Annotated in this window: 21 protein-coding genes, 2 tRNA genes and 1 other annotated feature (1 of these 24 cut by a window edge); of the genes, 19 read left to right on the forward strand and 4 right to left on the reverse strand. The window is 37.2% G+C overall.

Annotated elements, in window-relative coordinates:
- Position 1 precedes the first annotated feature (1 nt).
- The 4 genes from C568_RS0112315 to C568_RS0112330 all read left to right on the forward strand — a co-directional run bounded on the left by C568_RS0112315 (position 2) and on the right by C568_RS0112330 (position 1383).
- The gene (locus tag C568_RS0112315; RefSeq protein ID WP_018781674.1) at positions 2–613 is read left to right on the forward strand and encodes an XTP/dITP diphosphatase; all 612 of its coding nucleotides are present in this window, start codon (positions 2–4) and stop codon (positions 611–613) included.
- Positions 614–626: 13 nt separating this feature from the next.
- On the forward strand, positions 627–1133 hold the full coding sequence (locus C568_RS0112320; protein WP_003200763.1) for a metallophosphoesterase: 507 nt from the start codon (positions 627–629) through the stop codon (positions 1131–1133).
- 101 nt (positions 1134–1234) lie between these two features.
- Positions 1235–1308, forward strand: a tRNA-Gly gene (locus C568_RS0112325).
- Between the two features lies 1 nt (position 1309).
- Positions 1310–1383 (forward strand) — tRNA-Arg (locus C568_RS0112330).
- Between the two features lie 52 nt (positions 1384–1435).
- On the opposite strand, the gene C568_RS0112335 is transcribed toward C568_RS0112330, so the two are convergent.
- Positions 1436–2050: a PH domain-containing protein gene (locus tag C568_RS0112335; protein ID WP_003200781.1), complete on the reverse strand. Its 615-nt coding sequence runs from the start codon at positions 2048–2050 to the stop codon at positions 1436–1438.
- Between the two features lie 520 nt (positions 2051–2570).
- On the opposite strand from C568_RS0112335, the gene C568_RS0112345 reads away from it, so the two are divergent.
- From C568_RS0112345 to ysxC, 7 genes are all read left to right on the forward strand, one after another.
- The gene (locus C568_RS0112345; RefSeq protein WP_018764400.1) at positions 2571–2819 is read left to right on the forward strand and encodes a hypothetical protein; all 249 of its coding nucleotides are present in this window, start codon (positions 2571–2573) and stop codon (positions 2817–2819) included.
- A 198-nt stretch (positions 2820–3017) separates the two neighbouring features.
- Positions 3018–4016 carry a hypothetical protein gene (locus C568_RS0112350; protein WP_018781675.1) on the forward strand — a complete coding sequence of 333 codons (999 nt, stop codon included), beginning with the start codon at positions 3018–3020 and terminating at the stop codon, positions 4014–4016.
- A 333-nt stretch (positions 4017–4349) separates the two neighbouring features.
- Entirely contained in the window at positions 4350–5633 is a 1284-nt protein-coding gene (gene tig / locus C568_RS0112355; protein ID WP_003200787.1) for a trigger factor, read from the forward strand.
- 269 nt (positions 5634–5902) lie between these two features.
- Positions 5903–7162, forward strand: a complete 1260-nt coding sequence (gene clpX / locus C568_RS0112360) for an ATP-dependent protease ATP-binding subunit ClpX (RefSeq protein WP_018764399.1) — start codon at positions 5903–5905, stop codon at positions 7160–7162.
- Between the two features lie 106 nt (positions 7163–7268).
- The gene (lonB, locus tag C568_RS0112365; protein WP_003200791.1) at positions 7269–8939 is read left to right on the forward strand and encodes an ATP-dependent protease LonB; all 1671 of its coding nucleotides are present in this window, start codon (positions 7269–7271) and stop codon (positions 8937–8939) included.
- A gap of 362 nt (positions 8940–9301) precedes the next feature.
- On the forward strand, positions 9302–11632 hold the full coding sequence (gene lon / locus C568_RS0112370) for an endopeptidase La (protein ID WP_003200793.1): 2331 nt from the start codon (positions 9302–9304) through the stop codon (positions 11630–11632).
- Positions 11629–12225 (forward strand): ribosome biogenesis GTP-binding protein YsxC, encoded by a 597-nt coding sequence (ysxC, locus tag C568_RS0112375; RefSeq protein WP_018764396.1) that lies wholly within the window; start codon positions 11629–11631, stop codon positions 12223–12225. Before lon ends, ysxC begins: the two co-directional genes overlap by 4 nt.
- Before the next feature lie 27 nt (positions 12226–12252).
- On the opposite strand, the gene C568_RS0112380 is transcribed toward ysxC, so the two are convergent.
- Both C568_RS0112380 and C568_RS0112385 read right to left on the reverse strand, forming a co-directional pair.
- Positions 12253–12669, reverse strand: a complete 417-nt coding sequence (locus C568_RS0112380) for an organic hydroperoxide resistance protein (protein WP_003200800.1) — start codon at positions 12667–12669, stop codon at positions 12253–12255.
- Positions 12670–12671: 2 nt separating this feature from the next.
- Complete coding sequence (locus tag C568_RS0112385; RefSeq protein WP_016116496.1) at positions 12672–13124, reverse strand: MarR family winged helix-turn-helix transcriptional regulator; 453 nt, start codon at positions 13122–13124, stop codon at positions 12672–12674.
- Positions 13125–13750: 626 nt separating this feature from the next.
- On the opposite strand from C568_RS0112385, the gene hemA reads away from it, so the two are divergent.
- The 8 genes from hemA to ysxE all read left to right on the forward strand — a co-directional run bounded on the left by hemA (position 13751) and on the right by ysxE (position 22271).
- Positions 13751–15088: a glutamyl-tRNA reductase gene (hemA, locus tag C568_RS0112390; RefSeq protein ID WP_018781676.1), complete on the forward strand. Its 1338-nt coding sequence runs from the start codon at positions 13751–13753 to the stop codon at positions 15086–15088.
- 16 nt (positions 15089–15104) lie between these two features.
- Positions 15105–15938 carry a cytochrome c biogenesis protein gene (locus C568_RS0112395; protein ID WP_018781677.1) on the forward strand — a complete coding sequence of 278 codons (834 nt, stop codon included), beginning with the start codon at positions 15105–15107 and terminating at the stop codon, positions 15936–15938.
- A gap of 15 nt (positions 15939–15953) precedes the next feature.
- Positions 15954–16883, forward strand: coding sequence for a hydroxymethylbilane synthase (hemC, locus tag C568_RS0112400; protein WP_003200809.1), 930 nt, complete (start codon positions 15954–15956; stop codon positions 16881–16883).
- A gap of 2 nt (positions 16884–16885) precedes the next feature.
- Positions 16886–17644, forward strand: a complete 759-nt coding sequence (hemD, locus tag C568_RS0112405) for a uroporphyrinogen-III synthase (protein ID WP_018781678.1) — start codon at positions 16886–16888, stop codon at positions 17642–17644.
- Between the two features lie 31 nt (positions 17645–17675).
- Positions 17676–18665, forward strand: a complete 990-nt coding sequence (gene hemB, locus C568_RS0112410) for a porphobilinogen synthase (RefSeq protein WP_006096072.1) — start codon at positions 17676–17678, stop codon at positions 18663–18665.
- Positions 18665–19954 (forward strand): glutamate-1-semialdehyde 2,1-aminomutase, encoded by a 1290-nt coding sequence (hemL, locus tag C568_RS0112415; protein WP_003200815.1) that lies wholly within the window; start codon positions 18665–18667, stop codon positions 19952–19954. Before hemB ends, hemL begins: the two co-directional genes overlap by 1 nt.
- Positions 19955–20135: 181 nt before the next feature.
- A complete protein-coding gene (spoVID, locus tag C568_RS0112420) occupies positions 20136–21167 on the forward strand; it encodes a stage VI sporulation protein D (protein ID WP_080740069.1) in 1032 nt (343 codons plus the stop codon).
- 78 nt (positions 21168–21245) lie between these two features.
- The gene (ysxE, locus tag C568_RS0112425) at positions 21246–22271 is read left to right on the forward strand and encodes a spore coat protein YsxE (protein ID WP_018781679.1); all 1026 of its coding nucleotides are present in this window, start codon (positions 21246–21248) and stop codon (positions 22269–22271) included.
- A 27-nt stretch (positions 22272–22298) separates the two neighbouring features.
- Here ysxE and C568_RS0112430 read toward each other — a convergent pair whose 3' ends face one another.
- A complete protein-coding gene (locus C568_RS0112430; protein ID WP_018764391.1) occupies positions 22299–22493 on the reverse strand; it encodes a hypothetical protein in 195 nt (64 codons plus the stop codon).
- Between the two features lie 278 nt (positions 22494–22771).
- Positions 22772–22864: a binding site (T-box leader), on the forward strand; it runs 139 nt beyond the window's last position.

A 22864-nucleotide genomic window follows, 5' to 3' on the forward strand; every position in this document is an offset into this window, starting at 1 on the left:
TATGAAACATGTTGTTGTAGCAACGAAAAATATGGGGAAAGTACGTGAATTTGCCGAGCTATTTGAGAGATTTGACTTAGAAGTAAAATCTCTTCATGACTTCCCTAATATTGAAGAAGTCGAGGAAACTGGTGAAACATTTGAAGAAAATGCACTTTTGAAAGCGGACAGTTTATGTAAACAGTTAAATTCAATTGTTATTGCGGATGATTCAGGGCTAATTGTTGATACGTTGAATGGAAATCCTGGTGTGCGCTCTGCTCGCTATGCTGGTGAGCAAAAAGATGATCAGGCAAATATCGATAAAGTTTTAACAGGATTAGATGGCGTTTCGATGGAAAAGCGTACAGCGCGTTTTTATTGTGCGTTAGCGGTTGCTTTTCCAGAAGAAAATAAAGAGTCGGTTATTGTAAATGGAACATGCGAAGGGAAAATTCTAGAGCAACGTCGTGGTGAAAATGGTTTCGGATATGATCCAATCTTTTATGTAGAAGAATACAAACGAGCGATGGCAGAGTTAACTTCAGATGAGAAAAATGAAATCAGTCACCGCGGGCGTGCTCTTCGTAAGTTGGAAGAAAAAATTTCAGCGTGGTTTTTAGAAGAAGAATAAGGGAGAGAGACCGATGAGAGCTTTAATTGTAAGCGATAGTCACGGTTCTACGAAAGAATTACAGCAATTAAAAGATACATATGAGGGAAATGTAGATGTTATGATTCATTGCGGTGATTCAGAACTAACGCCAGATCATCCAGATTTACGAGGGTTCCAAGTAGTAAAAGGGAATTGCGATCTTTATAATGGTTTTGAAGAAGAAATCATTACTGATGTAGATGAAATGCGCTTTTTTGCTACACACGGTCATCGATACAATATTAAAATGACTTTGCAAACACTTTTATATCGTGCAAAAGAAGTGGGAGCGAATATTGTATGTTTTGGACATTCTCATATGTTGGGAGCGGAATTTATTGATGGTATTTTATTCATCAATCCAGGAAGCATTTTACTGCCACGTTCCCGTAAAGAAAAAACATTTACTTTGTTAGAAGTAAATGAAAAGGACATTGAAATTCGATTTGAAACATTAGCTGGAAAAGTTGTCGCACATAAAACTTTTCAAAGAGGATAAGAAAAATTATCCTCTTTGAAAAAAGGTGTTGACTTTATCTGCGTGTGCAAATATAATAAACCTTGTCGATAAGATATCAGACGGAAATGAAAACAAAATATGCGGGTGTAGTTTAGTGGTAAAACAAGAGCCTTCCAAGCTCTGGTCGAGAGTTCGATTCTCTTCACCCGCTCCATGTCCCAGTAGCTCAGCAGGATAGAGCAACGGCCTTCTAAGCCGTCGGTCGGGAGTTCGAATCTCTCCTGGGACGCTAAAAAAACCTTGTTATCTTTTGATGACAAGGTTTTTTGTTTATTCAAAAATTAATCGTTAATAAATTTTTCAAAAACAAACCCATAATCTTTCACGTTATATTGCTTCTTCGTATCCACAAGCCAATTAAACGCAATTTGATTCATTTCTTTAAATTGCTCTGCTAAATTAACTTGTGCATTCGTAATACGACTAAATGTGTTAGAAGCCATATCTAAACTTTTATGAGCATATTGTAATGTAATATCATTTTCGTATGAAATTTCCTCAATTTTGAGAAGAGCTTTATATAAGTCTTTTAATTCCTCGATATGTTTTTTATGAACGTCAATTGAGTAATATTCATCTCCCATATGGAATTTAATTTCTACATCTAAATCGATTGTACCAGCAGTTTCTAACGCTACATTTTTAATTTGATGTTTGCTGTAGCTGAAGCGGCGTAATGTACGTTTTTTACTTGCTGCACTCGTACCATCTAAGTGAATTAACCCTTTGTTTGTAAAACAATATTCATCTGATTTTGATTTAATTAGAAAATAAATTTTTTCTCCATCTTCATGCATCACATAATCATCAGCATCCACTTTATCATAATCTTTCGGTGTGATTACAGAACCTACATCGCTTAGCCCGAGAACATCAGCAGCTACTTTTTTGAACATATGGATCATCCCCTTTAATTTCTGGATTTTGAATTACATAAAAATATTTTAACATTTTTCAACAAGGGAATTAGGCTGTATTTAAAAATTTATAAGAAGGTGAAGGAGAGAAATATCTCGAATGTGATGTAATAAATAATTACAAAAGTGTTTCGTAAATCAATTAGTTTAAGAATAAATTCACCAAATAAGTACTAAGAAAAGAATGTTAATTTTGCAGACGATTATAGAGAACTCCCGTAAAACCACTTTCAAATATGTTAGGTGGTTTTTTTCTTTTGAAATCTTACAATTCTGTAAGGTAAGTGTAAGAAAGTTCGATGGTAACAAAATGCCAGTTCTTTATAATTAAGGTAACGAAGATGACACGAGGAGGAAGAAAAACATGAAAGGATTAGTCGTAACGGCTTTAACAGTAGCTTTCGGGTTTGTTGCATATGAGAAATTAACAGATGTAATTGAGGTTGTAAAACATTTAGTAGCATAGAGAGAATTGTTATGAGAGGGAAAGGGTAAATGAATGGAATGGTTACTCGGAATTATAGGTGTTTGTAGTGTTATATTATTGTCATTTGTCCCTAGCGGAATACTAAGTCCTACTACAAGTTTATTTTTTATGTGTTTACTTGCCTGCATTATGCTTATTATTATGTTTTTGATGAAACGAAGTAAGCCAATCTTCTTTTTTAGCATGGTTGTTGTTACAATTATTGTTCTCCAAATGATTACTCTTTTCGTATATCCTACAATTATAAAAGCTGCCCATTAATGAGGAAATCCTCTGCGTTATTTGCTGAGGGTTTTTTATATGTATAAAGAGGATTTTCTGATATGATTTTTTCGTTTTAATTATAAAAGTCGAATATTTTCATATTTCAAATAAATGTATTTGGAATGTTGTTTTCTTAACAGCCATTTGTTATATTTACTTTGAAGATATTTAAAATCTAAAAAAAGAGGCGGACGTATGGATAAAAAAGAAAATACGGTCGTATTGTTTCCGCAGTTGTCAGAGCATTATATTGATCAAGGGTTTATGGCGCTGCGGGAGCGGAAGTTCGAAGATGCATTGCGCTGTTTTGAAATATTACGCCAGTATAATGGAGAAACAGAGCAAACAGAATTAGCTTCAGTTATTTGTTTATTAGAATTAAAGCGAATGGAAGAATCAAAAGACCGATGTGAGAAGTTGCTTGAAACAGGAACAGTCTTGTTTGGGGATATTCTTGAAACATACGTGACTATTTTAGTTCAAACAAATGATTATGTAGGTGTAATTGAGACTGTTGAAGAGGTTTTGCAGAAGAAAGAATTGACTGTAGAGCAAAGAGAAAAGTTAGCGCAGCTTGCCCAATTTGCGGAGAATATGCTAAATGGTGAGGGAACGACGCTAGTAGAATCAGATTTTGATCTGGAAGAATTTTCGAAAAAACTATTTGTAGAAAATTTTGGGCAGCAGCTACAGGTAATTCATGCTCTTTTAATTAAAAACCTCGAAAAAGCTTTGCCAGCTTTACGGAAATTTCTCGTTGATAGCACGCGACATCCATATTTAAAAACTTCTATTATATACAAAATGGTAGAGAAGCGTATGAAAGAAGAAATAGAAGTAGAGAAATTTGGCGAAAGAATAATGATTATTCCAGCTCATTTGGATCATAATGATGAGTACTCGAAGAAAGTTATACATATATTATCTAATCGTTTAGAAAGTGATAATCCAAATATGTTTGAGGCGATTATTACATATTGGAGAGAAATGCAAGCAAGTATTTTCCCGTTCCCATTACTAATAGATAAAGTAGAAGTATGGGCAGCGGTTTTAGAGCGAATCGGGAGAAAGCGTTTCGGATTGATCATCGATGAAGAGGAACTTATGGAGGCGTATAATATTACCGTTGAAGAGTTTCATATTGCCTATCAATGGTTTTTACGCGTGGAGAGAGAAGGGCATTTACCTGTATAATTATGAAAAAGAATCGTTCAGTTATTGAAACGAGAATATTCTATGTTATAATGTAAGGGTTGCAAAAGGCTGAATTATGCCTGCTTGTAAGAGGAGAGAAGTATAATTCTCTTACTTAATATGTTTCATATTATTCTCGAACAAAATATACCGTGTTTGTCTTATAGACAAATAATAGATTGAGAATCGCGTGTCTTAAGGCTTATTGCTAGAAGATTAGAAAGCTTAAATAAATTGGCTTTCATGCTTTTGTTGTTTCTAAAAAAGAAATAATGAAAATCTCAATCTGTAGAGGTATGTGCATACATTATTATAGTTGGAGGGAAAGAATAAATGGCTGCAAAATGGGAAAAATTAGAAGGTAACGTTGGCGTTTTAACAATCGAAGTTGATGCTAAAGAAGTAAACAACTCTATCGACGCTGCGTTCAAAAAAGTAGTAAAAACAATTAACGTACCTGGTTTCCGTAAAGGAAAAATGCCTCGTCCGTTATTCGAACAACGCTTTGGTATTGAATCTTTATACCAAGATGCTTTAGATATTATCTTACCAAAAGCATACGGTGAAGCAATCGATGAAACTGGTATCTTCCCAGTTGCTCATCCTGAAATCGACATCGAGAAGTTCGAGAAAAATGAAAACTTAATCTTCACTGCAAAAGTTACTGTAAAACCTGAAGTTAAATTAGGTGAATACAAAGGACTAGCAGTAGAAAAAGTTGAAACAACTGTAACTGACGAAGATGTAGAGAACGAATTACAATCTTTACAAGAGCGTCAAGCTGAACTAGTTGTTAAAGAAGAAGGTACTGCTGAAAACGGCGATACAGCTGTAATCGACTTTGAAGGTTTCGTTGATGGCGAAGCATTCGAAGGCGGAAAAGGCGAGAACTACTCTCTAGCAATCGGTTCTGGTACATTCATCCCAGGTTTTGAAGAGCAATTAATTGGTCTAAAAGCTGGCGAGTCAAAAGACGTTGAAGTATCATTCCCAGAAGAGTACCATGCAGAAGAACTTGCTGGTAAACCAGCAACATTTAAAGTAACAGTTCATGAAATTAAAGCAAAAGAACTTCCAGCTTTAGATGACGAGTTCGCTAAAGATGCAGACGAAGAAGTTGCAACTCTTGAAGAGTTAAAAGCAAAACTTCGTACAAACTTAGAAGAAGGCAAAAAGCACGAAGCTGAGCACAAAGTTCGTGACGAAGTAGTAGAAAAAGCTGCTGATAACGCTGAAATCGAAATTCCAGAAGCTATGATCGAAACTGAGTTAGATCGTATGATTCGTGAATTCGAACAACGCTTAAGCCAACAAGGTATGAACCTTGAGCTTTACTACCAATTCACAGGTACTGACGCTGACAAGTTAAAAGAACAAATGAAAGAAGATGCACAAAAACGTGTAAGAATCAACCTTGTTCTTGAAGCGATCATTGAAGCTGAAAACATCGAAGTTACTGAAGAAGAAGTAACTGCAGAAGTTGAAAAAATGGCTGCAATGTACAATATGCCAGTTGACGCTATCACACAAGCTCTTGGAAGCTTAGATGCTTTATCTGAAGACATTAAAGTTCGTAAAGCTGTAGACTTCTTAGTAGACAACAGCAAAGCTGCATAATAAAATAACAAGGCGCGATTTTGGATCGTGCCTTGTTTTATAAATATAGATATAAATATATTTATAAAACTTTTCGATGAAGAAGGAAATGATCCTTCTAAAGTCGAATATACATATTTCAAAAGTTTTAAAAATTTTTTATTTGTACATAACTAGTCATATTATTTGTATTTCTCGCCACGTAGTGACATAATATGTATTTACATACGATACATTTATCGTGTACATACGAAGGCAAGATATTAGCACTTTGTAAGGGGTGTGAAAATATGTTTAAATTTAATGATGAAAAAGGGCAATTAAAATGTTCTTTCTGTGGTAAAACACAAACGCAAGTCCGAAAGCTTGTTGCTGGTCCTGGTGTTTACATTTGTGATGAGTGCATTGAGCTTTGTACAGAGATTGTGCAAGAGGAGCTTGCGAAGGACGAAGAAGTAGAATTCAAAGATGTACCGAAACCGGTAGAAATTCGTGAAATCTTAGATGAGTATGTAATCGGACAAGATAATGCGAAGAAAGCATTAGCGGTAGCGGTATATAATCATTACAAACGCATCAATTCTAACAGCAAAATTGATGATGTAGAATTGGCGAAAAGTAATATCGCACTTATCGGGCCAACAGGTAGTGGTAAAACATTATTGGCACAAACATTAGCGCGTATTTTAAATGTTCCATTTGCAATCGCGGACGCAACATCTTTAACAGAAGCTGGATATGTAGGGGAAGATGTAGAAAACATCTTACTAAAACTTATTCAAGCAGCTGATTACGATGTAGAGAAAGCTGAAAAAGGAATCATTTATATTGATGAGATTGATAAAGTGGCGCGTAAGTCAGAAAATCCATCAATTACACGTGATGTATCTGGTGAGGGTGTACAGCAGGCCCTTCTGAAAATTTTAGAGGGTACTGTAGCAAGCGTTCCGCCTCAAGGTGGTCGTAAACATCCGCATCAAGAGTTTATTCAAATTGATACAACGAACATCTTATTCATTTGTGGTGGTGCGTTTGATGGTATTGAGCCAATTATTAAACGTCGCCTTGGTGAAAAAGTAATTGGATTTGGTTCAGAGAAGAAAAATGCTGATGTAAATGAAAAGCATGTTTTATCTCACGTATTACCAGAAGACCTTTTACGATTTGGTTTAATTCCAGAGTTTATTGGTCGTCTTCCGGTTATTGCGAACCTAGAACCACTTGATGAAGGTGCTCTTGTTGATATTTTAACAAAACCGAAAAATGCGCTTGTAAAACAGTTCCAAAAATTATTGGAGCTTGACGATGTTGAGTTGGAATTTGAAGAAGGAGCACTGATTGAAATTGCGAAAAAAGCAATTGAACGTAAAACAGGTGCTCGTGGACTTCGCTCTATTATTGAAGGCTTAATGCTAGATGTAATGTTCGAGCTTCCATCTCGTAAAGATATCGAGAAGTGTATTCTTTCAAAAGAAACAGTAGCAGACAATGCACCGCCAAAATTGGTGTTACAAGACGGTACTGTACTCGATACAAAAACATCTGCATAGTGTAAAAATGAAACAGCAATTTTTATAATTGCTGTTTCTTATTATGTTTAGCACTATTCCTCCCAGGAAATACTAAATGGTAAAACATAGCGGGAGGAAATGAATTATGAGCTGGACAAACATATTCTTACTTGTTCAACTTGTTTTTGGTGTAATTGTCGGATTGTATTTTTGGCATTTGCTCCGAAACCAGCGAACACAAAAAGTTTCAATTGATCGAGAATCGAAAAAAGAATTAGAACAACTTCGCAAAATGCGCGAGATTTCTTTGACAGAACCACTTGCCGAGAAGGTACGTCCTACATCTTTTTTAGATATTGTTGGCCAAGAGGACGGAATTAGATCATTAAAGGCAGCACTGTGTGGACCGAACCCGCAGCATGTCATTATATATGGACCTCCTGGGGTAGGGAAAACAGCGGCAGCACGTCTTGTGTTAGAAGAAGCGAAGAAAAATCAAAAATCACCATTTCGTATGAATGCAACATTTATTGAACTAGATGCAACAACTGCCCGCTTTGATGAGCGTGGCATTGCTGATCCTTTAATTGGCTCGGTACATGATCCGATTTATCAAGGTGCAGGTGCAATGGGGCAAGCAGGAATTCCACAACCGAAAAAAGGTGCCGTAACGGATGCACATGGTGGCATTTTATTTATTGATGAAATTGGTGAATTGCATCCAATCCAGATGAATAAAATGTTAAAAGTATTAGAAGATCGCAAAGTATTTTTGGAAAGTGCATACTACAGTGAAGAAAATTCAATGATTCCAACATACATACATGATATTTTTCAAAAAGGCTTACCAGCAGATTTCCGCTTAGTCGGAGCGACAACTCGTTCTCCAGATGAAATTCCTCCTGCTATTCGTTCTCGTTGTTTAGAAGTTTTCTTCCGTGAACTTGATACAGAAGAAATTCAAAAAGTAGCGAAGAATGCAGCTGAAAAAGTGAAAATGGAAATTGGAAAACAAGGTGTTGAAATGATCGGCATGTATGCAAGAAATGGAAGAGAAGCCATTAATCTTGTGCAAATTTCTGCAGGAATGGCGATTAATGAGGGACGTTCTTTTATTAAAGATGAGGATATTGAATGGGTTGTACATTCTAGTCAGCTTACTCCAAAATATGAAAAGCGTATTTATCCAATTCCGAAGATCGGTCTTGTAAACGGTCTTGCAGTATATGGACCGAATACAGGGGCGCTATTAGAAATTGAAGTAATGGCAATTCCAGCTGCGGAAAAAGGTACGATAAATGTTACAGGAATTGTGGAAGAAGAGAGTATTGGTAGTCAAACAAAATCGATTCGCCGTAAAAGTATGGCAAAAGGATCCGTTGATAATGTATTAACCGTGCTCCGCTCCCTAGACTTGTTACCAGAAGGATATGATATACATATTAATTTCCCAGGTGGTATTCCAATTGATGGTCCTTCAGCAGGCATTGCAATGGCAACAGGTGTATATTCAGCGCTTCACCAAGTGTATGTGAATAACGAAATAGCGATGACCGGAGAAATAAGTATTCATGGAGAAGTAAAACCAGTAGGCGGCGTATATGCAAAAGTAAAAGCAGCAAAAAAGGCAGGAGCGAAAAAGGTTATTATTCCTGCTGAAAACATGCAGCCATTTTTATATACGATAAAGGGTATCGAGATTATTCCTGTTCGAAAATTAAAAGAAGTTTTTGCGTTAACATTCGTCCAGGAAAAATTGCATCGTGAAATTGATGTGCATCGCGAGCTAGATGAAGGCGATGTACAATCGATGTGAATTAAATCGGGTTCTAAGAAGTGATTTCCTTTTAGGTAAATGGGAAATAGAACATGTAATGTTTGCCAGACTTCGTTTAAGTTTGTATGCTTAAGCGAGGTCCCTTTTTCTTTTATCCCGCTATTCGTGGGCAATAAGCCCCTACTTCAAAGCTCAGAGAGAAGAGGAGGAAATAGGTAGGGCAACTTACCTGTAAAAGCCCGATTGGTGATGGTTAACTAAGGCCCCTACGGCTGGAAGTTTCACTTTATAGAGAAAGAAAAAGTAGGAGATTTGCAATTGCAAGGAATCTCTGCAATTGCATCCAAGTGTATTGTAATATAAAATAGTTGAACAGGAGTTTAATTTATTATGGAGGTGCTATGTCTAGTATGAATACGAACGAAAGAATTGTGCCCCTCCTACCATTAAGAGGCGTTCTCGTATATCCAACGATGGTTCTGCATCTTGATGTAGGACGTGATAAATCAATACAAGCACTAGAGCAGGCAGCAATGGATGAAAATATCATCTTTTTAGCGATGCAAAAAGAAATGAATATCGATGATCCAAAAGAAGATGACATATATAGTGTGGGTACAGTAGCGAAAGTAAAGCAGATGTTAAAACTGCCGAACGGTACGCTTCGTGTCCTTGTAGAAGGTTTACATAGAGCAGAAATTGTAGAATTTATTGAAGAAGAAAATGTAATACAGGTTTCTATTCAAACAGTAACAGAGGAAGAAGAAGGCGATCTAGAAGAAAAGGCTCTAATGCGCACGTTACTTGAACATTTCGAGCAATATATTAAAGTTTCGAAAAAAGTATCGAATGAAACGTTTGCGACAGTAGTAGATGTTGAAGAACCTGGCCGCCTAGCTGATTTAATTTCTTCTCATCTACCAATTAAAACAAAACAAAAGCAAGAAATTTTGGAGATTAGATCAGCGAAAGAAAGATTACATACGCTCATTTCCATTATTCAAGATGAACAGGAACTACTTAGTTTAGAAAAGAAAATTGGACAAAAGGTGAAACGTTCGATGGAACGTACGCAAAAAGAATATTTCTTGCGTGAACAAATGAAGGCGATTCAAACAGAACTTGGTGATAAAGAAGGTAAAGGCGGCGAAGTAGAGGAACTTCGCGAAAAAATCGAAGAGGCTGGAATGCCAGAAGAAACGAAGAAAGCTGCCCTAAAAGAATTAGATCGTTATGAAAAGTTGCCAGTAAGTTCTGCAGAGAGTGGTGTCATTCGCAATTATCTGGATTGGTTATTAGCACTTCCGTGGACAGAAGCGACAGAGGATATGATCGATTTAGCACATTCTGAAACGATTTTAAATAGAGATCATTATGGTCTTGAGAAAGTGAAAGAACGTGTACTGGAATATTTAGCTGTACAAAAGCTAACAAATTCTTTAAAAGGACCAATTCTTTGTCTAGTAGGCCCTCCGGGTGTTGGGAAAACATCTTTAGCTCGTTCGATTGCCACATCGTTAAATCGTAATTTTGTCCGTGTTTCTCTTGGTGGTGTTCGTGATGAATCTGAAATTCGTGGTCACCGTCGTACATATGTGGGAGCAATGCCAGGGCGTATTATTCAAGGGATGAAGAAGGCAAAAACAATCAACCCAGTCTTTTTATTAGATGAGATTGATAAGATGTCCAATGATTTCCGCGGCGATCCGTCTGCTGCATTATTAGAAGTATTAGACCCGGAGCAAAACCATAATTTTAGCGATCATTATATTGAAGAGCCGTACGACCTATCAAAAGTAATGTTTGTTGCAACTGCAAATACGCTTGCAAGCATTCCAGGTCCACTCCTTGATCGTATGGAAATTATTTCGATTGCTGGTTATACAGAGATTGAAAAAGTACATATTGCTCGTGAACATTTATTGCCGAAGCAATTAAAAGAACATGGCTTACGAAAAGGGAATTTACAAATTCGTGATGAAGCCCTGCTTGAAATTATTCGCTACTATACGCGCGAGGCTGGTGTTCGAACGTTAGAACGTCAAATTGCAAAGATTTGTCGTAAAGCAGCAAAGATTATTGTAACAGAAGAGCGTAAACGTATTATTGTAACGGAAAAAAATATTACAGACCTACTTGGTAAACATATATTCCGTTATGGGCAAGCTGAAACGAAAGATCAAGTTGGAATGGCAACTGGTTTAGCGTATACAGCTGCTGGCGGTGATACACTCGCAATTGAAGTATCTGTATCACCAGGAAAAGGAAAATTAATTTTAACAGGGAAACTTGGGGATGTTATGAAAGAATCCGCACAAGCTGCATTTAGTTATATTCGCTCTCGTGCAGAAGAACTTCATATCGATTCAAATTTCCATGAAAAGAATGACATCCATATTCATGTTCCAGAAGGAGCAGTGCCAAAGGATGGTCCATCAGCTGGTATTACGATGGCAACGGCGCTTATTTCCGCATTGACAGGTGTACCTGTCAGTAAAGAAGTAGGGATGACAGGTGAAATTACCCTTCGTGGTCGTGTATTACCAATCGGTGGTTTAAAAGAAAAAACATTAAGTGCTCATCGCGCAGGCTTAACAAAAATTATTTTGCCAGCCGAAAATGAAAAGGATTTAGATGATATTCCAGAAAGCGTAAAAGAAAACCTTACGTTTGTGCTTGTGTCTCATTTAGACGAAGTATTGGAGCACGCATTAGTAGGAGTGAAACAATGAAAGTAACAAAAGCAGATATTGTCATTAGTGCTGTTAAACCAGAACAATATCCAGATGGTGACTTACCAGAAATTGCATTAGCAGGTCGTTCTAATGTTGGGAAGTCTTCCTTTATTAATAAAATTTTAAATCGTAAAAAGTTAGTGCGTATTTCTTCTAAACCAGGAAAAACGCAGACACTCAACTTTTTCTTAATTAATGAAATGATGCATTTTGTCGATGTTCCAGGTTATGGATATGCGAAAGTATCGAAAACAGAGCGAGCGGCATGGGGCAGAATGATTGAAACCTATTTTACAACGCGTGAGCAATTAGATGCGGCTGTATTAGTAGTTGATCTACGTCACCCGCCAACAAACGATGATGTTATGATGTATGATTTCTTAAAGCATTATGAAATTCCAACAATCATCATTGCAACAAAAGCCGATAAAATTCCGAAAGGGAAATGGCAAAAGCATTTGAAGGTTGTGAAAGAAACGCTTGATATTGAACAAGGTGATGAAGTTGTTCTATTTTCATCGGAAACAGGGCTTGGAAAAGAAGAAGCGTGGAAAGCCATTCATAAGTTTACAAAAACAAAAAACGTGTGACGATTCGTCGCACGTTTTTTTGTTTACTTATAGTACGTTTAATGTAACCTCAATATTTCCTCTAGTCGCTTTTGAATATGGACATACGCCATGTGCAGCTTCTACAAGCTCTCGTGCTTCAGCATGAGAAACGCCAGCTACACGTACATCAAGTACAGCAGATAATCCAAAACCACCGTCCGTATCTTTCCCAATTGAAATATGAGCTGTCACTTCTGTACTTTCTACTTTTACACGTTTTGTACGAATAACAAGTTGTAATGCACTATCAAAGCATGCTGCATAACCAGCTGCAAATAATTGTTCTGGGTTCGTTGCTTCGCCGCCCATACCGCCTAATGCTTTTGGCATCTTCACATCAAGGTTTAGAATGCCGTCTTCAGAAACAACTTTCCCGTTTCTTCCACCTGTTGCAGTTACAGTTGCTGTGTATAATTTTTCCATCCTTATTCCCCTTTTCTATCATTTATTGGTTTCATGGTTTCAATTAATTTATTTAATTGAACTAATAATGATCGGTATTCTTGCTCTGTAATTCCTAAATTGGTAGCAATGGTTTTTGGCAATGAACATGCTTTTTCTTTTAAAGCGTGTCCTTGTTCTGTTAGTTCAATGCACACCTTGCGTTCATCTTCCTTAGAACGAACACGTTTAACTAATCCTAATGTTTCCATGCGTTTTAACATAGGGGTTAAAGTGCCGGAATCTAAAAATAGACGTTCACCAATTTCTTTTACAGTTAATCCATCTTGCTCCCAAAGTACTAATAATGTAATGTACTGTGGATACGTAATACCCATTTCTTCTAAATAAGGTCGATAAAAGCGTGTTACTTCCCTAGAGCAAGCATAAATAGAAAAGCAAAGCTGATTATCAAGATGCAAAGGATTATCTTTCATGAGCATCCCTCCTTTTTAATTGTGCACAATTAAATTTTGTAAAATAAATATAACGAAAAAGAAATGAGATGTCAAATACATTGCAACGAAAAAATTTTGAGTAATGTGTCACATGAAAGAAGTTGTTACATTTTGGAACAATCATACATATTTTTCTGTATGATGAAAGAAGATAGAGAAAGAGAGTATTTCAATTCGTATGGAATAGTTTCCATCACTTGATTCTGATAGATTTTTTTGGTAACGTACAAATAGAGTTATTATTTTATAATGATTATAAAGTAAGGTATATATACATTTTGATTTTCTAACATATAAGTCGCTGTTATGAAGAACAAAAGGTGACATGTACTCGTTTTCTCTCTTTGTTTTAACTTGGCATGGGGCAGGGAGAGGATCTGACCGCTTCTATGCGTGGCTGGGTGCTCTCTCCCACCTAAAGATTAGGTTTTATGTCGTTTTTTCAATTTGCATTTATATAGTCAGATGAGTAATGTATTTCCTGCTAGGTGTGAAAAGCAGAAAAAATAATTTGTTGATGTTCACACGATTGTCAGATTCATAACAGGAAAGTTGTATTATGATAGTAGATAAGGTGATAAAACGGTTGAAGGGGGACATGCTGCGTGCATATTCTTGTTGTTGGTGTAAATTATCGAACAGCCCCTGTAGAATTTCGTGAGAAACTAACATTTCAGGCAGCGGAGTTAGAGCAGGCAATGACAACGTTACAAAATCAAAAGAGCGTGTTAGAAAATGTCATTGTATCAACGTGTAACCGCACAGAAATCTATGCTGTCGTCGATCAATTACACACGGGACGATATTACATTAAGAAATTTTTAGCTGATTGGTTTCAGCTTGGTATAGAAGAGGTTTCACCATATTTGTCTATTTTTGAACAAGATGGTGCCGTGGAACATTTATTCCGTGTAACGTGCGGATTAGATTCTATGGTAGTGGGTGAAACACAAATCTTAGGACAAATTCGAAATAGCTTCTTAGAGGCGCAAAAAGTGAAAGCAACAGGGACAATTTTTAATGAATTGTTCAAACAAGTCATTACGTTAGCAAAGCGTGCGCATTCAGAAACAACAATTGGTGAAAGTGCCATGTCTGTTAGCTATGCTGCTGTTGAACTTGGAAAGAAAATTTTCGGCGATTTAACAGACTGTCATGTTTTGATTCTTGGCGCTGGAAAGATGGGTGAACTTGCCCTGCAAAACTTATATGGAAGCGGAGCTCGTAAAGTGACCGTTATGAACCGTACGTTTACGAAAGCGGAAACAATGGCCGAGAAATATATGGGGCATGCAAAACCGTTAAGTGAATTGCAGTGTGCGCTTTTAGAAGCGGATATTTTAATTAGTTCAACTGGTGCTTCAGATTACGTGATTACGAAAGAAATGATGACAAGAGTGGAGCGTATACGCTGTGGTCGTCCATTATTTATGGTAGATATTGCAGTGCCGCGTGATATTGATCCGACAATCGATGAGCTAGAAGGTTCTTTCTTGTACGATATTGATGATTTACAAGGTGTAGTAGAAGCCAATCGTGCTGAACGTTTGAAAGAGGCGGAAAAAATTCAGCTTATGATTGAAGAGGAAATCGTTATATTTAAAGCTTGGTTAAATACGCTTGGCGTTGTTCCTTTAATATCAGCTTTACGTGATAAAGCATTAGCGATTCAAGGTGATACGATGCAAAGTCTTGAACGAAAAATTCCAACGCTTAGTGATCGTGAAAGAAAAGTGATTAGTAAGCATACGAAAAGTATTATCAATCAACTGCTAAAGGATCCAATTTTAGTAGCGAAAGAGTTAGCGGCCGAAGAGGGAGCTACGGAAAAGCTCGCTTTATTTGCGAAAATTTTTGATTTAGAAGTGCAAGAAGCGGCCATGGAACATATTGAAGAACCAGAGCATAAACGAGTGTGGACAGCATCCGTTCCATCTTTATAACTGGAAGGATGATCGGATGGTTTTTTTAAATAATAGTATTATTTATCATATCGCAATTATTTTATATGCTTGTAGCATTAGTTTATATTTTATAGATTATTTCCAAAGTAACCGAAAGGCGAATCGAATTGCTTTTTGGTTACTTGCGATTGTATGGGTATTACAGTCTATTTTTATGTTACTTCGAGCTACGGAATCAGAGACGAATCCGATTTTGACATTATTGTCAGGGATTTATTTTTATGTGTGGCTATTAATTACAATGTCACTCGTAATCAATCGATTTATGCGCATTGACTTTTTAGTCTTTTTTACAAATGTCATTGCTTTTGGCGTAAGCGCTTTTTCTATTTTCACTCCGCTCGGAAAAATGTCGCCTGTACTCGCACATCAATTAGTTTCAGAGCTTGTATACGTGCATGTAGGAATGGCGATTATTTCCTATGCGGCGTTTACAGTATCGTTTATTTTTTCCATTATGTACTTGTTGCAATATCGATTATTAAAACAAAAAAAATGGAATGCAAGATTAAGAAGGTTAGGAAACTTACCGAAGCTTGAGTCGATGTCATATGGATTAAATTTATTTTCTGTTCCGTTTTTCCTATTAGCTATTTTGCTTGGATGTATATGGGGATATACAAAACTAGATAATTTCCATTGGTATGACACGAAAGTAATCGGGTCTTTTGTTGTTTTGTTTGTCTATTGCATGGGTCTATATTTACGAGGGTCAGATATATTGCAAGGTAAGAAAATTATAAACTGGAACATTGGAGCCTTTCTCGTTATGTTAATCAATATTTTTCTATTAAGCAGTTTATCCAACTTCCACTTTTGGTATTTATAATGAGGAGAGAACATTATGCGCAAAATTATTGTAGGTTCAAGAAAGAGTAAGCTAGCATTAACACAAACAAATTGGTTTATTGATCAATTAAAAGCGCTTGGTTTACCATATGAATTTGAAGTGAAAGAAATTGTTACAAAAGGTGATGTTATTTTAGATGTGACGCTTTCTAAAGTAGGTGGGAAAGGCTTGTTTGTAAAAGAAATTGAACACGCACTACTTATGAAAGAAATCGATATGGCTGTACATAGTATGAAGGATATGCCAGCTGTACTTCCAGATGGATTAACAATTGGGTGTATACCAAAGCGTGTCGATCCGCGTGATGCGTTCATCTCAAAAAACGGGGAATCATTTGAGGACTTAGCAGAAGGTGCAATTCTTGGTACGAGTAGTCTACGACGTAGTGCGCAGTTACTCGCTGCTAGACCAGATTTACAAGTGAAGTGGATTCGTGGAAATATTGATACGAGATTACGTAAATTAAAAGAAGAAGATTATGATGCAATCATTTTAGCAACGGCTGGATTGCAGAGAATGGGCTGGGATGATGATGTAATTACAGAACACTTAGATGAAACATTATGTGTACCAGCTGTAGGACAAGGTGCCTTAGCGATTGAATGTCGTGAGGATGATGCAGATCTATTGCAATTATTATCACATATGAATGATGCTGTAACAGAACGAACAGTAGCGGCTGAACGAGTATTCCTTCATAAACTTGAAGGTGGTTGCCAAGTACCGATCGCTGGTTATGCAACGCTTCAGAAGAATGATGAAATTGAATTAACAGCTCTTGTCGGTTCTATGGATGGTTCAGTCTTGTTAAAAGAAATTGTCACAGGTGTGAATCCAGAGCAAGTTGGCTTAGAGGCAGCGGATCGTTTAATTAAGCAAGGAGCAAAAGAGCTCATTCTTGCTGCGAATAAGGAGCAACATTAATCATGGATGCTCTTGCTGGCAAAACAGTACTGATTACGCGTGCCCAGCATCAAGCAAAACAAATGAGTGTAGCGGTGAAAAAACAGGGCGGAATTCCATTGGAAATTCCGCTTTTGCATATAGAAGGTGTATCTCAGCAGGAATTTCAAGGTATATCTCAGCAGCTTCACACATATGACTGGGTTATTTTTACGAGTAAAAATGGTGTGAGTTTTTTTTTAGATGGTTTGTGTCAGGAAATACCCCCTACTGTTCGCATTGCTGCAGTAGGGGTGAAAACAGGACAAGAATTAGAAAAGCGGGGTTATGAGGTTCATTTTGTCCCAAAGACTTTTGTCGCGGAAGCTTTCATTTTAGAATTTGTAAGAGAGTTAAACGGGACAGAACGCATTTTATTTCCAAAAGGGAATTTAGCTAGAGATATTATTCCAAATAAACTCCGCGATCTTGATGTGTTTTTAGAAGAATTTGTCGTGTATGAAACGAAAACAAATCATGAGAAGCAGCTAGACCTTATCGCAGCTCTAGAGTTAGGTAAGGTAGATGTTGTTACATTTACGAGTCCCTCTACTGTTACAAGCTTTGTGAAATTACTTGAGGGCACAAACTGGAGAGAATGGACAAAAAAATGTACAATTGCTTGTATAGGACCGATAACAGAGCAAGAGGCAAGGCGTTATTTTGCTGGTGTAATCGTTCCAAAAGAATATACAGTAGAAGCATTAATACAGTGCATTTCAAAATATAATCAAAATGCATAGTCTAAATAAAAAGAATGGGAGATAGAAATCTATGAATTCTTTACAATTTAATCGTCATCGTCGTTTAAGACAAAGCAAAAATATGCGTGCGCTTGTACGTGAAACATTTTTACATACAGAAGATTTTATTTATCCTATTTTTGTATTAGAAGGAGAGAATGTTCGTAACGAAGTTCCTTCTATGCCGGATGTATATCAAATTTCTTTAGATCTTCTGCAAGCTGAAATGCAAGAAGTGGTAGATTTAGGTATTCGTTCTGTTATCGTATTTGGTTTGCCTGCTGAAAAAGATGAAGTTGGATCTTCTGCATTTTGTGAACACGGCATTGTACAACGTGCGATCAAACAAATTAAAGAGCAGTTTCCAGAGTTAGTAGTAGTGGCGGATACATGTTTATGCCAATATACAAGCCATGGGCATTGCGGGGTTATTGAGGATGGAATCATTTTAAATGATGAATCACTTGAAGTTCTTGCAAAAACAGCAGTGAGCCAAGCAAAAGCAGGAGCAGATATTATCGCACCATCTAACATGATGGATGGATTTGTAACGGCGATTCGCCATGCGTTAGATGAGAACGGTTTTGCACACGTACCGGTTATGTCATACGCTGTGAAATACTCGTCTGCATTTTACGGTCCATTCCGCGATGCTGCGCACGGTGCACCGCAATTTGGTGATCGTAAAACGTATCAAATGGATCCAGCAAACCGTATGGAAGCATTCCGTGAGGCTGAATCAGATGTAATGGAAGGAGCGGATTTCTTAATTGTAAAACCGGCCCTTTCTTACTTAGATATCATTCGCGATGTGAAAAACAATTTCAATTTACCAATCGTGGCTTATAATGTGAGCGGAGAATACTCAATGATTAAAGCGGCAGCGCAAAATGGTTGGATTAATGAAAAAGAGATTGTACTTGAGAAACTATTGAGCATGAAACGTGCAGGAGCAGATTTAATTATTACGTATCATGCGAAAGACGCAGCACGATGGTTACAAGAAGGAGGAATACAATAATGAAAAAGTTTGATAAATCGATTGAAGCGTTTGAAACAGCGCAAGATTTAATGCCTGGCGGCGTAAATAGCCCAGTTCGTGCATTTAAGTCCGTTGGTATGAATCCGCTTTTTATGGAGCGCGGAAAAGGCTCTAAAGTGTATGATATTGACGGGAACGAATATATCGACTACGTATTATCATGGGGACCGCTTATTCACGGACATGCAAATGAACGTGTTGTGGAATCATTAAAAGCTGTTGCTGAAAAAGGAACGAGCTTTGGTGCGCCAACAGAGATTGAAAATAAATTAGCGCAGCTTGTAATTGAGCGTGTGCCATCGATTGAAATTGTACGTATGGTAAATTCAGGAACAGAAGCGACGATGAGTGCCCTTCGTCTAGCACGTGGTTATACAGGTCGTAATAAAATTTTGAAATTTATTGGTTGTTACCATGGTCATGGTGATTCGCTATTAATTAAAGCAGGTTCAGGTGTTGCGACGCTTGGTTTACCAGATAGCCCAGGTGTACCTGAAGGTGTAGCGAAAAATACGATTACAGTAGCGTATAACGATTTGGAGAGTGTAAAATATGCGTTCGAGCAATTCGGTGACGATATTGCTTGTGTTATCGTAGAGCCAGTGGCAGGAAATATGGGAGTAGTTCCACCACAACAAGGATTTTTAGAAGGACTTCGTGAAGTGACAGAGCAAAATGGTGCATTGCTTATTTTTGATGAAGTGATGACAGGATTCCGCGTTGCTTACAACTGTGGACAAGGTTATTACGGTGTAACACCTGATTTAACTTGTTTAGGAAAAGTAATCGGTGGCGGCCTACCAGTAGGAGCATACGGTGGTAAAGCGGAAATTATGCGCCAAGTTGCACCGAGCGGACCGATTTACCAAGCAGGTACATTATCTGGTAATCCTTTAGCAATGACTGCAGGTTATGAAACATTAGTACAATTAACGCCAGAGTGTTATCAAGAGTTTGAGCGTAAAGCTGAAATGTTAGAAAATGGCCTGCGTAAAGCGGCTGAAAAACACGGTATTCCGCATCATATAAACCGCGCAGGTTCAATGATAGGTATATTCTTCACGAATGAACCAGTTATTAACTACGATGCAGCAAAAACGTCTAACTTAGAGTTCTTCGCAGCTTACTATCGTGAAATGGTAGAGCAAGGTGTATTCTTACCACCTTCTCAATTTGAAGGATTATTCTTATCAACAGCACATAGTGATGCAGATATTGAAGCGACAATTGCAGCGGCAGAAATTGCGATGTCGAAATTAAAAGCGTAAATAAAAAGGTTGCCGGGATCGTCCTGGCAACCTTTTTTATTAATGACTAGAGATCATGTCGCATATTGTCGGAATGCCGATATATTTTAAAAAGCGTCGATATATGAAAAATGAATAGGAAGATCACATGTGCAGTTCGATTTTTTACTCATAAAATGATTCCGAGACACATAAACCTGTAATGACATACAGTTTGGGAGGGGGAAAAGAAGTGGCAACAGATCATTCATTACGTTTTTCATTAAAAGAATCGGTTTGGTTCCAAAAAGGACAGGAAGTCGAAGAACTTTTGTCAATTTCGTTAGATCCAGACGTTGAGATAGAAGAGCTTGAATACGAAGTAATTGTGAGAGGTCAATTGGATTTAACGGGAGAATATGTTGCAAGGCAAGATGATTCTGCGTTTTCATTACGAGATTTATCTCCAGCGAAATCCATTGATTATGTAGAAACGCGAGAAGATGGTGTAAACGAACTTGTGCACTCTTTTCCGTTAGAAATTTCGATTCCACGAAACCGAGTGAAACAAGTTGAAGAATTGTATGTTTCCATTGAGGAATTCGATTATGAATTAAAGGAAAATGGTTGTTTACAGCTATTAGCGGACATATCGATATCTGGATTATGCGAGGATGAGAGAATACAGAATGAAGTGCAAGAGGAAGAGATAGAGAATGTGGAAGTTGATAGAACCGAGGAAATAAAACTGGTGGATGAGGATACATTGCCGGTAGAAGTGGAAGAAGTAACAGTTCATACAGAATCAAACGGATGGGAAGATTATGCATTTGAGCCTTTCCAATTAGAGGAGCGCAAAGAACAAGAATTAGAAGAAGAGGTAGAAGATCTAGAAGAACATGAAGAGGAAGAACGAGAAGAGGAAGCAAAAGAAACTACACCACAGTTTGAATTCTTTGGCCGGAAGGATTTTCAGAAAAAGAAGGAAAAGGAATTACAGGAAGAAGCAGAAACGGCATACTCACAACGGGATGAAAATGCATTATATTTAACAAAATTGTTTACGAAAGAGCCGGAAGAAGAATTTACGAAATTACGTATGTATTTTGTGCAAGAAGGGGATACAATTGAATCGGTTGCGGATCGATATGAAACGTCGGTCCAGCATTTACATCGTGTGAATCAAACAGATGATGTATATTTAACTGCAGGGCAAATTATATATATACCTGTGTCAAAAGCAAAGACAAAGTGAGTGGAGAATTTTCTCCACTCATCTCTTTTCTTTTACCATAGTTCATCTTACGTTTTTGAATGAGAAAGGATTATTCGTATGGATATAGAATTGCGAGATCGTTATGCGCCGATCGTACAGCGGTATCAATTGGATGCCCACCATATGGAAGAGCATGGGAGTGTAATAAAAATTTATACGAATCAAGGTCCATATGCATTGAAAAAATTACCATCTCATCGATTGAAGCGAAATAATTTAATGTATTATGTTCAATTTTTACGTGAAAAGGGATTTACACATTATGTACCGATTTACCATGCGACAGATGGAAATCATATTTTGAGTGACGAAACATATAGTTATTATTTAATGCCTTGGCTTGAGCGAGCAGAAGGGAACGGAGAGGACAATGATCAATATCATAAAATGTTTCAGACGCTAGCGCTGCTTCATCAAAGGACGGTAAAAGAAGAAACGTATACTGAAGAAGCGTTAGAGGAGCATTATACAAATGTCTCTGATCGTTGGGAGAAAGATGGAGAATTCTTAGAGCAATTCCTCGTAGAATCTGAGGCGAAATGGTATATGTCACCGTTTGAATTGCAGTATTGTACGTATTTTCATCATGTGATGAGGGCGCGTGAATTTGCAACGAAACAGCTTTCGGAGTGGAATGAAGCGATGAAAGAAAAAGAAAAAACACGAGTTTCTTTTATTCATGGCAATGTATCGATGAATCATTTTTTATTCGATTATGAACGAAATGGTTATTTTATTAGTTTAGAAAGGTCTCAATTTGCAACACCAGTTCAAGATCTTGTTCGCTTTTATTCCCGCTCATTGAACACATATCCAATTACGAGAAGCGATCGCTTTGAATGGTATCAGGTGTATCAAAAGAATTTTCCGTTTACGAAAGAAGAACAACTCCTTATGTTTGCGTATCTAACATATCCGTCCCCATTTATTCGACAAATCCAATCTTATACAAGCAAACAGCAGAGCCGTAGTGAAAAGCAAGAACTTCAAGGTGTGAAAATGTTACAACAAGCGCATTGGCTTGTAAGTAATATAGAGTATTTTATTTCACAATTTCAAGCAGCGCAGCAAGGGAATGAGTAACAGCCGTAGTCTCAAGTGTCCTTGAGGCTACGGCTGAAAATGCAAGCGAATCGTTGCTACAACAAAGATGATAAGGATGATGAAATCTAAGAAAGTTGGAAGTAGTAATGTACGAATCCCTTGGAAAATCGTAAGGGGAATTGCAAAATCAGCAAACATCGTTTGTAAATTTCTAACCCATGAAGGGGCCGAAAAATTGTAGGTGCGTCGGTATCGTCGCATAATCATTCCTCCGTATAGAAAGGCTATTGCTGCACATGAACCTTAAAAGATGAAAGGGTAATATTACAGTATGCGGGGTAAGTACCTAAGGTGCTTGTGCTGCATACCTTCATTTTCCGTGTATATATTACAGGGAATTTAGTTAAGCTGATTGGTAATTGTATGTTGTTTTTATCAAAATAGAATTTATTAATTGTAGAAACTTGCTGAAAAATATTTTTATCTTGACGAATATGGTTTCGTTTTTTACACTATTGTATATAATAAATAACAATTATATAAATGCGTTGAAGGGGAAGAGTATAACATTAAACGTCTGCAGAGAGGAGAATTATTAGCTGTGAGATTCTCTAGATAGTCATGTTAGAAGG

The organism is Bacillus sp. 95MFCvi2.1 (genome assembly GCF_000374965.1).
GTDB lineage: Bacteria > Bacillota > Bacilli > Bacillales > Bacillaceae_G > Bacillus_A > Bacillus_A pseudomycoides.

What these genes read in the sequence shown, in the direction of transcription:
- C568_RS0112315 (WP_018781674.1), top strand. Translation starts at nt 2, where the DNA reads ATGAAACATGTTGTTGTAGCAACGAAAAATATGGGGAAAGTACGTGAA.
- ysxC (WP_018764396.1), top strand. Translation starts at nt 11,629, where the DNA reads ATGAAAGTAACAAAAGCAGATATTGTCATTAGTGCTGTTAAACCAGAA.
- C568_RS0112380 (WP_003200800.1), bottom strand. Translation starts at nt 12,669, where the DNA reads ATGGAAAAATTATACACAGCAACTGTAACTGCAACAGGTGGAAGAAAC.
- C568_RS0112345 (WP_018764400.1), top strand. Translation starts at nt 2,571, where the DNA reads ATGGAATGGTTACTCGGAATTATAGGTGTTTGTAGTGTTATATTATTG.
- clpX (WP_018764399.1), top strand. Translation starts at nt 5,903, where the DNA reads ATGTTTAAATTTAATGATGAAAAAGGGCAATTAAAATGTTCTTTCTGT.
- C568_RS0112395 (WP_018781677.1), top strand. Translation starts at nt 15,105, where the DNA reads ATGGTTTTTTTAAATAATAGTATTATTTATCATATCGCAATTATTTTA.
- lon (WP_003200793.1), top strand. Translation starts at nt 9,302, where the DNA reads ATGTCTAGTATGAATACGAACGAAAGAATTGTGCCCCTCCTACCATTA.
- hemL (WP_003200815.1), top strand. Translation starts at nt 18,665, where the DNA reads ATGAAAAAGTTTGATAAATCGATTGAAGCGTTTGAAACAGCGCAAGAT.
- C568_RS0112430 (WP_018764391.1), bottom strand. Translation starts at nt 22,493, where the DNA reads ATGCGACGATACCGACGCACCTACAATTTTTCGGCCCCTTCATGGGTT.
- lonB (WP_003200791.1), top strand. Translation starts at nt 7,269, where the DNA reads ATGAGCTGGACAAACATATTCTTACTTGTTCAACTTGTTTTTGGTGTA.
- C568_RS0112350 (WP_018781675.1), top strand. Translation starts at nt 3,018, where the DNA reads ATGGATAAAAAAGAAAATACGGTCGTATTGTTTCCGCAGTTGTCAGAG.
- hemB (WP_006096072.1), top strand. Translation starts at nt 17,676, where the DNA reads ATGAATTCTTTACAATTTAATCGTCATCGTCGTTTAAGACAAAGCAAA.
- ysxE (WP_018781679.1), top strand. Translation starts at nt 21,246, where the DNA reads ATGGATATAGAATTGCGAGATCGTTATGCGCCGATCGTACAGCGGTAT.
- hemD (WP_018781678.1), top strand. Translation starts at nt 16,886, where the DNA reads ATGGATGCTCTTGCTGGCAAAACAGTACTGATTACGCGTGCCCAGCAT.
- tig (WP_003200787.1), top strand. Translation starts at nt 4,350, where the DNA reads ATGGCTGCAAAATGGGAAAAATTAGAAGGTAACGTTGGCGTTTTAACA.
- C568_RS0112320 (WP_003200763.1), top strand. Translation starts at nt 627, where the DNA reads ATGAGAGCTTTAATTGTAAGCGATAGTCACGGTTCTACGAAAGAATTA.
- hemC (WP_003200809.1), top strand. Translation starts at nt 15,954, where the DNA reads ATGCGCAAAATTATTGTAGGTTCAAGAAAGAGTAAGCTAGCATTAACA.
- C568_RS0112335 (WP_003200781.1), bottom strand. Translation starts at nt 2,050, where the DNA reads ATGTTCAAAAAAGTAGCTGCTGATGTTCTCGGGCTAAGCGATGTAGGT.
- C568_RS0112385 (WP_016116496.1), bottom strand. Translation starts at nt 13,124, where the DNA reads ATGAAAGATAATCCTTTGCATCTTGATAATCAGCTTTGCTTTTCTATT.
- spoVID (WP_080740069.1), top strand. Translation starts at nt 20,136, where the DNA reads ATGACATACAGTTTGGGAGGGGGAAAAGAAGTGGCAACAGATCATTCA.